This is a genomic window from Desulfovibrio piger, assembly GCF_951793255.1.
GTDB lineage: Bacteria > Desulfobacterota > Desulfovibrionia > Desulfovibrionales > Desulfovibrionaceae > Desulfovibrio.
Genome location: NZ_OX636706.1, coordinates 2564376 through 2576131, shown reverse-complemented (window position 1 = coordinate 2576131; position 11756 = coordinate 2564376). Strand labels below are relative to the sequence as shown.

Sequence of the window (11756 nt, the reverse complement as noted above, 5' to 3'; positions counted from 1 at the left end):
CGGTATGGCCCCTGCTGAAGCAGGCTGAAGTCATTCCCCCTCAATTCGGAAGGTTTCATCTGCATCTTCCTGTTGCGTGATGTATTGCTTAATGACCTCATCGGTCACATTGCCACTGCTGCAACAGAAATAGCCACGCGCCCACATATGACGTCCCCAGTACTGGCGGCGCAACAATGGAAATTCATTTATCATGGCATGCGCGGTTCGGCCTTTCAGTTGTTGCATCAACTTGCTCACAGCAAGGCTTGGTGAAATCGAAACGAAAAGATGGATATGGTCGGGTGCTATATGTCCTTTGAGAATTTCCACCTGATGCTTTTCACAGATGCCGCGTATCAGCGACCTGGCTCTCTGGGCGATGTCGCCTGACAAAATCTTTTTCCTGTACTTGGTTATCCAGACCAGGTGCAGGTGAATTGAAAAAACACTGTGGGAGCCTTTACGATAATTGCTCATGCCCACAGACTACAAAAGAAACGCTAAAGCCGCCACCTAAAGGTGGGGGTTTTACCCCTCCCTGAGTGGGACAATAAATTTATGAAAGGAGACAATTCTCCTTCTATTCGTAAAGACGATATTGAAAATTTCCCTTTCCCCCTCCCCCCTCTCGACGATCAGCAACGCATCGTTGATTGCATCGAATCCCTCTTTGCCAAGCTGGACGAAGCCAGAGAAAAGGCTGAAGCCGTGCTTGACGGCTTTGAAAGCCGCAAGGCCGCCATTCTGCATAAGGCGTTTACAGGGGAATTGACCGCGAAATGGAGGGAGATACGAGGCATAAAAAAAGAGGACAATACAGCAAAAATCAAAAATATTCTTTCTGATATAAAATATGGTACTTCTGAAAAAAGTGATTACACATATACTGGATTGCCAGTGATACGCATCCCAAATATTACTGGTAGTATCGTTGATTTAGAAGATCTTAAATTTTTAAAGTCCTCAAGATCTTCTGATTATGATCTTGTTGAGCGAAATGATATCCTTATGATTCGTTCAAATGGAAGCAGGGAACTTGTTGGCAAGTGCGCTCTTGTGGATGAGGCAATAGTCGGAAAAGCTTATGCATCTTTTCTAATCCGCCTTCGCCCTAATCCAACAATCAATCCAAAATATCTTTTGGGCTTTCTGAGTTCTTCCTTGGCTAGAAATCAACTTTTTGCCAAGGCAAAGTCTTCAGCTGGAATTAATAATATCAACTCAAAAGAAATATGTTCCGTTGATATTTGGCTCCCTGACATGGAAGAGCAAAACGAAATCGTCCGTATCCTTGACAGCCTCCTTGCCACAGAACAGCAAATCAAGGAAGTCGCTGAAAACGTGCTGAATCAGATCGACGTGATGAAAAAGGCCATTTTGACCAAAGCATTTCGTGGAGAGCTGACAAGGCACATCCATAACTAAAAACGGCGATAAATATGCCTGGAAGAATGGTCAAGAAAGAAATAGAGGGTAACATCTATGAATAATATTGTCATCACATCCATCAATCCAGGTGATCCTGACTACGCCTTTGAAGAGTTTGTAGTATTGGAAAACAATTCATCAGAGAAAATTTGTCTTGATGATTGGAAAATTGTTTGGCAGGAATGGCCATCACAGAGAATATTGCATGAATACACGTTCAGTCATTGGAAGTCCCAGCTTTCTTTCGATCCGCAAGAAAAAATGTTTATCATTAGTGGTTTTGCTTGTAATAAGTTTTATCGTATTGGAGAATCAAGGTATTGTCCGAAAGCGCATTGGAAAATCTTTACCGATAGCTCCAAGCATATTTGTTCCGTTCCTCATATCAAAGTAACTCTTTATGACGATAAAAATATGGAAATTGATCATATATTCTCTCATCAGTTTAAAAATACGGTGCCATCACATCCTGTTATCGTGATAGGTCATGGCGGAAATCCTGCTTGGAGAGAATTACAAGAGCATCTGTGTGACCAGCAAGGCTTTGAAGTTGAGGCATTTGAAACTGCTCCGCGAGCCTCACAAACAATACCTGATGTGATTGCTGGTCTTGGTTCTAAAGCCAATATGGCCATTCTTGTCATGACAGGCGAAGATGAAATGGCGGATGGAAGCATTCATCCCCGTTTGAATGTTGTCCAAGAGCTTGGAAAATTTCAGGAAAGATTCGGAAATAATAAAACAATAATTCTTTCTGAGAAGGGAGTGACTCTTCCCTCTAACAATTCAGGAATAATATATATTTCTTTTGAAACTGAAAATATACGAGCTTGCTTTGGGGATATTATCGCGGTGATAAGAAGAGAGTTTGGATTATAAATAGGATGATAATGGCTTGTAAAATTCCTATTGGAGGTCAAAAATAGACTCGAACTCCGGTAATACTTCCGGTTTGTTGGTATGGACGTTGGTATAAAAATTTTTAATATTTTTTATTCCAATAAAAACAAATAAATATAACAATAATCAAATCTCCCCTTCGCACCAAGTGAAAGCAAAGGCTGGTAGTGATACCAGCCTTTTTTTGTTGCAGGCTTTGACCTGCTGCGTGCCGCAGGCGCAAAATAGACAGCCCGCCATCCGGGCGGAGGTGATCCGGCGCGGAGGCCAGCGCAGACTTTTGCGCGGCTCCTTGCCAGCCTCACCGCTGCGATGAGCGGGGCAGGCGGCATGATGTGCCCTGCCGGTACGTGAAGCAGACGGACGGTGACAGGCTCTGTCATAAAAAAGCTCTCCTCGAATGAGGAGAGCTTTTGCCGTTTCTGGGGCGTCCGGCCTTATTCCGCTGCCCGCAGTCTGCTTGTGATGTCGTCGAACTCCTGCCGCAGCCGGGCATCATACAGCAGGGAGAGGTCTGGCGGCTGGAAGGCGAAGATGCGGGAGAAATCCGCTTCCGACGTGTGCATCATCCCCAGCAGATCGCTGCTGGTCTTGACGGTCCGATAGGTATTGACGGCCACCTTGAAGGATTTTTCCGCCCGCTGCAGCAACTGCTGCAAATGTTTTTTCTGGCGTGACAGATACTGGTTGTAGAGGTCCACGGCATCCAGTGTCCTCTGGTTGGCGGCGATGTTCACTTCCAGGATCTTCCGGTCCGTCTCCTCGGCCCCGGAGAGCAGGCTGCGGGCATGTTCCTGCAGCTGGGCAGCCTCCTTCCTTATTTTCCCCAGACGGTCGAGGTAGCGGCTGTCGATCTGCTGCAGGGCGTAGACATAGACCTTGTTGCACATCATGTAGATGCCCGTATAGGTCTGGAGCAGCTCCACAGAGGCGTCCGGGGCCGCCAGCTGGCTTTCTATGCTGCGCTGGATGGCGCTGATGTTCTCGGCCACGGCCATGATGCTGGCGGTATCCTTGCCGTCGGCCGCGCTCAGCATGGTCTCCAGCTGTTCACGGCTGACAGGCAGGCCGCGTGCGGAGATCTCGGCAAAGATGCGTTCCTTGTCCGCCTCCAGACCGTGTTCCAGATCTGCTATCTCCTTGCGCAGTCCGGCGATATCTTCCTGCAGGCTGCTGCGCGTGGCCTTGAGCGGGTTCCAGTGTGAAGAGGGGGCGGAAACGAGCTCCTGCTGCAGGGCTGCTATCTTCTGGCGCTTTGCGGCAATCTCGTCGCGGACGGCATCCCGGCTGGCGATGAGGTCCAGAGCCTGGGAATCCGCGAGGATGGCGAAGCATTCGGAGACGATGCGCTGGAATTTGGGATCGCGGAACGTCAGGACCTCGGCCCAGCTGCGTTCGGAGGGGTCCTCTCCCGAGGCGATGATATCCACCCCTTCATGCAACAACGGGACGGCATCGTCCCAGATGTCGACGAAAGACCGGGCGGCAGAGACAGGCTGGACATGGAGCAGGATAGCCAGCAGCAGGAGCAGGGCCGGGCGCATGCGCTCTCCTTTGAAAAAAGTGACGGTAGAGAGGAAAGGGTAGCAGGCAGAGGGGATGGCTTCAAGAGGAAGGGGGCGCGCTTCGGCCGGAAGTGCCGGGCTTCGGGAACTGCCTGTATACGCTGAAGACCGGCCAGGAAGAGCATCCACGGATGAGATCTGGCTGTTGCTCTGATGGGGGGCGGCAGGTGCGTCTTGCCTGTCCGCAATATCCCCGGGCAGCAGTACGGAAACGTGGAGCCATGAAAAAGGCCCCCAAGGAGGGGGCCTTCACAGATGACGTTGCGGTCCTAGCCTAGTGGGTGGCCAGCACGGCGCCTTCGTACTTGGTCTTCATGAATTCCTTGATCTTGTCGCTGCACAGGGCCTTGTACAGGGCCTGCAGTTCGGGACGCTTTTCGTCGCCGGTGCGGATGGCCAGGATGTTGGCGTAGGTGGTGGCAGCGGCGGAGTCGGCAGCTTCCACGGCCAGGGCATCGGCCACCTTCAGGCCGCCGAGGATGGCGTAGTTGCCGTTGATGATGGCGATGTCCACGTCAGGCAGGGCGCGCACCAGCTGGGCGGCTTCGATCTCTTCGATGCGGAGCTTCTTGGGGTTGTCCTTGATGTCGCGCACGGTGGCGGTCAGGCCCACACCGTCCTTGAGGGTGATGAGGCCCTGGTCCTGCATGAGCAGGAAGGCGCGGCCTTCGTTGGTGGCGTCATTGGGCACGGCCACGATGGCACCCTTCTTGAGGTCCTTCAGGCTCTTGCACTTGCCGGCGTAGATGCCGAAGGGCTCATAGTGCACGCCGCCCATGGAGGACAGCTTGGTGCCTTTCTGGGCATTGAAGTCGTCCAGATAGGGCTTGTGCTGGAAGTAGTTGGCATCCAGATCCTTGCTGTCCAGAGCCACGTTGGGCTGCACATAGTCGGAATATTCGATGATCTCCAGATTGATGCCTTCAGCCTTGAGCATGTCTTTGGCAGCATTCAGGATCTCGGCGTGCGGCGTGGGAGAGGCGCCCACCTTCACGGTGGTGGCGGCCTGGGCATGGCAAACCAGAGTACCGGCGGCCAGCATGGCGGCCAGCGTCAGCAGAAGTTTTTTCATGGGAAAAACCTCGGGGAAAGGGTGATAGAAAAAGCGGATCAAGACCCGCGTTTGTCGCTGCGTCGGGTGGCCCAGTTGCCGAAGCTCTGGAAGATCTGCACGATGATGATGAGCAGGATCACCGTGGCGATCATGATGTCGGTCTGGTAGCGGTTGTACCCGTACATGATGGCCAGCTTGCCCAGACCGCCGCCGCCGACGGCGCCGGACATGGCGGAGTAGCCCAGGATGGTGATGGCCGCCACGGCACTGCCGTTGATGAGCGAGGGCATGGCCTCGGGCAGCAGCACCTTGGTGATGATCTGCCAGGTGGAGGCCCCCATGCTCTGGGCGGCTTCCACCACACCGTTATCCACTTCCAGCAGGGAGGACTCGATGAGACGGGCCACGAAGGGCGCCGCGGCGATGACCAGAGGCACTACCGTGGCGTTGTTGCCGATGGTGGTCCCCACGATGTAGCGGGTGAAGGGGATGACGGCGATCATCAGGATCAGGAAGGGGAAGGAACGGGTCAGGTTCACCACCACATCCAGCACGCTGTAGACCACGGGATTGGGACGGATGCCGTCTTTGCGGCAGATGACCAGGACGACGGCCATCACGATGCCGAAGACATAGGAAAAAAACGTGGAGACGATGGTCATGTACAGGGTATCCACCACCCCTTCCATGAGCATTTCCACAGTGGCCTGATCAAACATGCTTCATCTCCTCCAGCAGGATGTTCCTGGATTTGGCGAATTCCAGGATGCTCCGGCGCGATTCCGGGCATTCGGGCAGCTGCAACACCATCTGGCCAAAGGCGATACCGCCGATGTCGCGGGTATCGGCATACATGATGTTCACGGGGCAGTGGCATTCCAGCACCATATTGGCGATGACGGGCTCGAAGGAGGAACGGCCGTTGAAGATCAGGCGGTAGAGGTTCTCCTGGGGCAGGTTCTGCAGGGCCTCGGGCATGACCAGACGGCGTGCTGCCTCGGTGCGCGGATGGAAGAAGACCTCTTCCACTTCGCCGTGCTCCACGATCTTGCCGCGGTGGATGATGGCCACATGGCTGCAGATCTTTTCGATGACGCTCATCTCGTGGGTGATGATGACCGCCGTGATGCCGAGATCCCTGTTGATGTCCTTGATGAGGGACAGGATGGAGTCCGTGGTGGCCGGGTCAAGGGCGGACGTGGCTTCGTCGCAGAGCAGCACCTGCGGGTTGGTGGCCAGGGCACGGGCGATGGCCACGCGCTGCTTCTGGCCGCCGGAGAGCTGCGAAGGATAGGAATCCATGCGGTTGGCAAGGCCCACCAGATCCAGCAGTTCTTCAGCACGCTTGCGGGCCTGGACCTTGTCCATGCCGATAAGTTCCAGAGGAAAGCAGACGTTCTGGCGCGCCGTACGCTGCATGAGCAGGTTGAACTGCTGGAAGATCATGCCCATGGAACGCCGGGCAGCGCGCAGCTCGCTCTCCGACAGACGGCACATGTCCTTGCCTTCAAAAAAGATGGAACCGCCCGTGGGACGTTCCAGCATGTTGATGCAGCGGACGAGCGTGCTCTTGCCGGCACCGCTCTTGCCGATGACACCGAAGATGTCTCCTTTGTTGATGGCAAGATTGATGCCCTGCAGGGCAAAAACATCCGTATTTTTGCTGCGGTAACGTTTTTCCAGATTGACGATATCGATGATCGGCGCTTCGGCCATAGTGCCTCCCCTTTGATTCCCCTGTCGGGGGTATTCGAGGTTAGCATATCTTCCCCCGCTCGCAAAGAAAAAAGATGCCGAAAAATGTGCTGCGCAAGGCTTCGGGCCATAGTCGGGGAAGGGCGGGGCGCAGAAAAAAAGCCGTATCCTGTCAGGACCGGCACGGTGACGACATGAGAGGAAGGAGCGGGACGTGCAGGGAGGAAGCAGGGGAAAGGATATTCCTTCCCCTGCTTCCTCCAAAGTGCTAGCGCTGGCGGATGTAGGCTTCCAGCCGACGCATGGCTTCGGCCAGGTTGTCGATGGAATTGGCGTAGGAAAGGCGCAGGAACCCTTCGGTCTGGCTGCCGAAGTCGATACCGGGGGTGATGCCGATATGGGCTTTTTCCAGCAGGTCGAAGGCCAGTTCCATGGAGCTGCTGCCCAGATGGCGGGCATTGATCAGCATGTAGAACGCTCCCATGGGTTCCACGGGGATGTTGAAGCCCAGGCGCTTCAGCTCGCCCAGCAGGAAGCGGCGGCGTTCGTCGTAGGTGGCATGCATGCGGGCCACGTCTTCATCGGCACAGGTCAGGGCCGCGATACCGGCTTTTTGCACCGCAGAATTGGTGGACAGGAAGAAGTTCTGCATCAGGGCCTGCATGGGGCGCACGAGATCACGGGGCACGATGAGGTAGCCCAGGCGCCAGCCGGTCATGGCATAGGCCTTGGAAAAGCCGCCGATGACCACGGCATTGTCCGTGTACTCCAGGATGGAGTGCTCTTCCGCATCCCCGTAGGTCAGACCGTGATAGATCTCGTCGGAAACGATCATGGGGCCCAGTTCGGCCAGGGCGCGCATGCGCTCCGGCTCCAGCACGATGCCCGTGGGGTTGCAGGGGGAGTTGATGAGCACGGCCCGGGTGCGCGGCGAGATCTGTTTGGCCACATCTTCGGGACGGAACTGGAAGCCTTCTTCCTCATGGGTCAGCGTCCAGACGGGCACCCCGCCCGCATAGCGCACGAAGTTGGGATAGCAGGCATAGCCGGGATTGGAGAGGATGACTTCGTCGCCCGGATCGAGCAGGGCGGAGAAAAGGACCATCATGGCCGGGGAAGAACCGGGGAAGATCAGCACCTGGTCGGGATGCAGGCCGACACCATAGCGCCGCTTGTAATAGGCGCACAGATGTTCGCGCAGCTCCACATCGCCCAGGGAGTGGGTGTAGTGGGTCTGCCCTTCGTCCAGGGCCTTGAAGGCAGCCTGACGGATGCACTCGGGCGTATCGAAATCGGGTTCGCCCAGTTCCAGGTGGATGATGGAAGCACCCTCCCGTTCGAGCTTCTGGGCGCGTTCCAGCACTTCCATGGCCAGAAACGGCGTGATGCCGCGTACTCTCTCGGCTATCATCGTATATCCTTTGTTCTTCCTGCCGTCGGGCAGGCTGGTTCCGCGCCTTGCGCGGCCGATACTCGTGCCGCGGTGGCGCCGCAGGGCAGACGGCGTGCCCTTTCGTATGTCATCCGGGCCTCATATCAGGAGGGGCGTCAAAAAGAAAGAGGCCCTTCCGCCTATTCCGTCCAAAGGGGATCGGTCTCGGGATAGATCATGCGCCTGGTCATGCCGCCGTCCACCGGCAGATTGACGCCGTTGACGAAGCCGTTCTCCTCCCCGGCCAGGAACAGGCAGGCATTGCAGACGTCTTCCGGTTTTCCCACACGTCCCGACGGATGCTGGCTGTGGTCGCAGGGGCTCAGGCTCTCGTAGTCGTCCACCTGTATCCATCCCGGGCTGACCGCATTGACGGTGATGCCCGTGCCGTGCAGCGACACGCACAGGCTGGCGGTCAGGGAGACAAGCCCGCCCTTGGAGGCGCCGTAGGCTTCCCAGCCGCATTCGTTCTGCTGGTAACGGGTGGAGGCGATGTTGATGATGCGTCCATAGCCCGTTCCCCGGCAAAGACGGACGAATTCCCGGCAGCAGAGGAACGCGCCGCGCAGGTTGGTCCCCAGGACGTCATCGAATTCCTTGGCTTCCAGGAGGGGGAAGGGCTTCCGGAAACGGCTGACGGCCCCGTTGTTGATGAGGACGCGAGGAGTGCCGAGCGTCTGGGCGATGGTATGAAAAACAGAGGTGATGGCGGCTTCATCGCGCAGGTCACAGGGAAAACAGTGGATGTCCGGGTGGGGGCTGCTCATGGGCTGGATGTCCAGAGCGGCGACCACATACCCCTCGCGGGCAAATCCTGCGCACAGGTGACGTCCTATACCGGCGGCTCCGCCGGTGATGATGGCAACGGGCATAGTCCCTCCAAAAAAAATTTTGCAGCCAAGATGCGCCTGTTTTCAATAGCCGAGGCACCGGCGGCCCGCAAGCCGGGGGCAGGGGAGAAAAACAAAAAAGCCCCCGATCCGCCGAGGACCGGGGGCCGGGCGGCAAATGAAGATGCCTAGCCGGTGATCTCCAGGGCATTGAAGAAGTAGGCCATTTCGTAAGCGGCAGTTTCCGGCGCGTCAGAGCCGTGCACGGAGTTGGCTTCGATGCTTTCGGCGTATTTTTTGCGGATGGTGCCTTCTGCGGCATTGGCAGGATTGGTGGCGCCCATCAGTTCCCGATAGCGGGAGATGGCCTTGTCGCCTTCAAGGATGGCGCAAACCACAGGGCCGGAGCTCATGTATTCCGTCAGGCTGGCAAAGAAAGGCCGTTCCTTGTGCACGGCATAAAAGCCTTCGGCCTGCTGGCGGGTCATGCGGATCTGCTTCATGGCCACCACGCGCAGACCGGCGCCCTGGATCATGGCAAGGATCTCACCCTGCAGGTTACGGGCAACGGCATCGGGTTTGATGATGCAAAAAGTACGTTCCATGGAATCTCCTGTGGATAAATGAGAAAAAGCGGCAATTCTTATTGCATAAAATATTTCATAAGACAAGAGATTTCTGGTGTGCCCAGACAGGTCGAATCCATGCAGGCATAAAAAAAGCCATCCCTTGCGGGATGGCTTTGCGGGCCTTACTGGGCGTTCAGGCGTCCGGTGATGTTGTCCTTGATCCACTTGGGATCCAGCCACTCCAGCGGGGTGACTTCCACGCCACCGACCAGTATGCCGAAGTGCAGGTGATCGCCGAAGGCCAGACCGGTGCTCCCCGTCTTGGCGATGATGGCGCCTTTCTGGACCACATCGCCCACCTTGACGTGGATCTCGCTCAGATGGGAGTAGAGGGACATGAGTCCCAGGCCGTGGTCGATGACGACGAGGTTGCCGTAAATGCCGAGCTCACCGGTGAAGACCACGCGGCCGTTATTGGCTGCGGGGACTTCGGCATTGCGGACCGAGGCCAAGTCAAAACCCAGATGGTAGGATTCGCCCACCTGCTTGCCCTGGTAGGTGAAGTAGCGGTGATCACCAAAACCGGCACGGGCCGCGGAGCGGGGCAGGCGCTGGAACATCCCGTCCCAGAGCATGGCCGCTGCGGTGTCCTTGCGCAGGGCACGCAAGGTCTCGACGTTGGCCGCGCGGACCTGGTTGTTGATATAAAGGTATCCTTCCAGCTGATTGGCGGCGTTGGGGGCCAGATAACCCAGCTTGCTGTTGACGCTGGCCAGGAAGTTGTCCGAGATGTTGATGGTATCGCTTTTGAAGTTGCGTTCGTAGGCCAGCAGGCCCAGACGGCTGCGGGTCACGTTGCCGGCCATGTCCGTGGCGGTCAGCTCCACGGCGTTTTTATATTCCACGGCGGTCATGGTGTAGGGGAAGGGGAAGAAGCAGATGTAGCTGCCGTCCTTCTGCAGGAAGCCGGGGACGAAATACCCCGCCACCAGCACACCGCTCTGGGTGACTTCTTCGTCGATGGTATAGCGGATGGCGGCGGCACCGCCGCGGCGCACGCTGGGCGGCAGGGTCTTCACGGAGATCCGCGGCGGCTGGGTATCCAGACGCATGGCCAGCACTTCCGTGCGGGTATTGCCCTGACCAAAGCCGGCCAGGGAGGCGTCCGTCGCCTTGATCTCCAGCTCGAAGGCCCCTTCACGCAGGCCGGCATTCTTCAGCGAGACCTCGACAGTACGCTGGGGCAGGTATTCTTCGAAATGCCGCTGGAAAATGGGGGTGACCACATTGTTGCGGCGCACTCCCACGGAGATGGAGCGGATGTTCGAAGGGTCCGCCAGCGTTATCTGCAGGGGCGTGTGGGGAGAGACCCGTCCGGTATCGGGCACGATGGCGATGGACGGACCGTCCATATCCTTGAAAAAGATGTACCCACAGGCAATCAGCGCGATCAGGATGAGCAGGCTCAGGATAGTGGAAAAGAAATTTTTTTTGCGCATGGAGACTCCTTTCTCATACAAGTGGGAGTGTTGCACGTTTCAGGGGAGTTTTCAAGGAATAGCCCCCGCTTTGACGGCATTTGACTTGGGGGGGAAAATTTGTTCTTTCTTCGCCATACGCAAAGGACAAAACGAGCATGATGGCAAGAGGTACCGCGATAGATCCCAGACGCCTGCGTCTGCGCATGGTTCGGGAGCTGGCCGCCAGGGGCATAACGGACGGACGCGTCCTTGATGCCATGTCGCGGGTCCCCCGGCATCTTTTCGTGCCCGAGGGACTGCGTTCGCGGGCCTATGAGGATTGTCCGCTGCCCATCGGCTACGGACAGACCATCTCCCAGCCGTCCACGGTGGCCCTCATGTCCCAGATGCTGGAGACCTCGCCCGGCATGCGCGTGCTGGAGGTCGGCACCGGTTCCGGTTACCAGGCGGCGGTGCTGGCCGCCATGGGCTACACGGTCTATACCGTGGAGCGCCTCAAAGAGCTGTACCAATCGGCCCGGGCCCTCTTGCAGCAGCTCGATCTTCGCGCTATTCACATGCAACGAAGCGATGGAACGCTGGGCATGCCTGCCGCCGCCCCGTTCGACCGCATCATCGTCACTGCCGGAGGTCCCCAGATCCCCCGCCCCCTGCTGGAGCAGCTTGCCGTGGACGGCATCATGCTGATCCCGGTGGGGGCACGGCCCCGCACGCAACGCCTGATGCGCATCATGCGCCGTCAGGGACGGCTTTGCAGCGAGGACCTGGGCCCTGCCGTCTTCGTGGATCTGGTGGGCGACCATGGTTGGTAAGCCTGCCT

12 protein-coding genes are annotated in these 11756 nt (G+C 56.9%); 3 read left to right on the top strand and 9 right to left on the bottom strand.

Annotation, left to right across the window (positions count from 1 at the left end):
• Positions 1-30 precede the first annotated feature (30 nt).
• The gene (gene tnpA, locus Q4I12_RS11510) at positions 31-459 is read right to left on the bottom strand and encodes an IS200/IS605 family transposase (RefSeq protein WP_302260190.1); all 429 of its coding nucleotides are present in this window, start codon (positions 457-459) and stop codon (positions 31-33) included.
• A gap of 81 nt (positions 460-540) precedes the next feature.
• Here tnpA and Q4I12_RS11505 point away from each other — a divergent pair, with 81 nt between their 5' ends.
• Positions 541-1407, top strand: a complete 867-nt coding sequence (locus Q4I12_RS11505; RefSeq protein ID WP_302261616.1) for a restriction endonuclease subunit S — start codon at positions 541-543, stop codon at positions 1405-1407.
• A gap of 57 nt (positions 1408-1464) precedes the next feature.
• The gene (locus Q4I12_RS11500; RefSeq protein ID WP_302261615.1) at positions 1465-2289 is read left to right on the top strand and encodes a TIR domain-containing protein; all 825 of its coding nucleotides are present in this window, start codon (positions 1465-1467) and stop codon (positions 2287-2289) included.
• A 458-nt stretch (positions 2290-2747) separates the two neighbouring features.
• Here the strand turns inward: Q4I12_RS11500 and Q4I12_RS11495 are convergent, their stop codons facing one another.
• The 8 genes from Q4I12_RS11495 to Q4I12_RS11460 all read right to left on the bottom strand — a co-directional run bounded on the left by Q4I12_RS11495 (position 2748) and on the right by Q4I12_RS11460 (position 10954).
• Positions 2748-3854 (bottom strand): coiled-coil domain-containing protein, encoded by a 1107-nt coding sequence (locus Q4I12_RS11495; protein WP_302261614.1) that lies wholly within the window; start codon positions 3852-3854, stop codon positions 2748-2750.
• Between the two features lie 295 nt (positions 3855-4149).
• Entirely contained in the window at positions 4150-4947 is a 798-nt protein-coding gene (locus tag Q4I12_RS11490) for a MetQ/NlpA family ABC transporter substrate-binding protein (RefSeq protein WP_302261613.1), read from the bottom strand.
• A 38-nt stretch (positions 4948-4985) separates the two neighbouring features.
• Positions 4986-5648: a methionine ABC transporter permease gene (locus Q4I12_RS11485; protein ID WP_168935775.1), complete on the bottom strand. Its 663-nt coding sequence runs from the start codon at positions 5646-5648 to the stop codon at positions 4986-4988.
• On the bottom strand, positions 5641-6645 hold the full coding sequence (locus tag Q4I12_RS11480) for a methionine ABC transporter ATP-binding protein (protein WP_168935776.1): 1005 nt from the start codon (positions 6643-6645) through the stop codon (positions 5641-5643). The genes Q4I12_RS11485 and Q4I12_RS11480 overlap by 8 nt, the downstream gene beginning before the upstream one ends.
• Positions 6646-6892: 247 nt before the next feature.
• Positions 6893-8035: a pyridoxal phosphate-dependent aminotransferase gene (locus Q4I12_RS11475; RefSeq protein ID WP_302261612.1), complete on the bottom strand. Its 1143-nt coding sequence runs from the start codon at positions 8033-8035 to the stop codon at positions 6893-6895.
• Between the two features lie 161 nt (positions 8036-8196).
• A complete protein-coding gene (locus Q4I12_RS11470) occupies positions 8197-8928 on the bottom strand; it encodes an SDR family NAD(P)-dependent oxidoreductase (protein WP_297138897.1) in 732 nt (243 codons plus the stop codon).
• A gap of 146 nt (positions 8929-9074) precedes the next feature.
• Positions 9075-9491 (bottom strand): nucleoside-diphosphate kinase, encoded by a 417-nt coding sequence (gene ndk, locus Q4I12_RS11465; RefSeq protein ID WP_204625559.1) that lies wholly within the window; start codon positions 9489-9491, stop codon positions 9075-9077.
• Between the two features lie 146 nt (positions 9492-9637).
• Positions 9638-10954 carry a M23 family metallopeptidase gene (locus tag Q4I12_RS11460; protein WP_302261611.1) on the bottom strand — a complete coding sequence of 439 codons (1317 nt, stop codon included), beginning with the start codon at positions 10952-10954 and terminating at the stop codon, positions 9638-9640.
• 137 nt (positions 10955-11091) lie between these two features.
• Between Q4I12_RS11460 and Q4I12_RS11455 the strand changes: the two genes are divergently transcribed.
• Positions 11092-11748: a protein-L-isoaspartate(D-aspartate) O-methyltransferase gene (locus tag Q4I12_RS11455; RefSeq protein WP_302261609.1), complete on the top strand. Its 657-nt coding sequence runs from the start codon at positions 11092-11094 to the stop codon at positions 11746-11748.
• Positions 11749-11756: the final 8 nt, after the last annotated feature.

Coding starts and splice junctions, on each gene's coding strand:
- tnpA (WP_302260190.1), bottom strand. CDS start 459: ATGAGCAATTATCGTAAAGGCTCCCACAGTGTTTTTTCAATTCACCTG.
- Q4I12_RS11505 (WP_302261616.1), top strand. CDS start 541: ATGAAAGGAGACAATTCTCCTTCTATTCGTAAAGACGATATTGAAAAT.
- Q4I12_RS11500 (WP_302261615.1), top strand. CDS start 1,465: ATGAATAATATTGTCATCACATCCATCAATCCAGGTGATCCTGACTAC.
- Q4I12_RS11495 (WP_302261614.1), bottom strand. CDS start 3,854: ATGCGCCCGGCCCTGCTCCTGCTGCTGGCTATCCTGCTCCATGTCCAG.
- Q4I12_RS11490 (WP_302261613.1), bottom strand. CDS start 4,947: ATGAAAAAACTTCTGCTGACGCTGGCCGCCATGCTGGCCGCCGGTACT.
- Q4I12_RS11485 (WP_168935775.1), bottom strand. CDS start 5,648: ATGTTTGATCAGGCCACTGTGGAAATGCTCATGGAAGGGGTGGTGGAT.
- Q4I12_RS11480 (WP_168935776.1), bottom strand. CDS start 6,645: ATGGCCGAAGCGCCGATCATCGATATCGTCAATCTGGAAAAACGTTAC.
- Q4I12_RS11475 (WP_302261612.1), bottom strand. CDS start 8,035: ATGATAGCCGAGAGAGTACGCGGCATCACGCCGTTTCTGGCCATGGAA.
- Q4I12_RS11470 (WP_297138897.1), bottom strand. CDS start 8,928: ATGCCCGTTGCCATCATCACCGGCGGAGCCGCCGGTATAGGACGTCAC.
- ndk (WP_204625559.1), bottom strand. CDS start 9,491: ATGGAACGTACTTTTTGCATCATCAAACCCGATGCCGTTGCCCGTAAC.
- Q4I12_RS11460 (WP_302261611.1), bottom strand. CDS start 10,954: ATGCGCAAAAAAAATTTCTTTTCCACTATCCTGAGCCTGCTCATCCTG.
- Q4I12_RS11455 (WP_302261609.1), top strand. CDS start 11,092: ATGATGGCAAGAGGTACCGCGATAGATCCCAGACGCCTGCGTCTGCGC.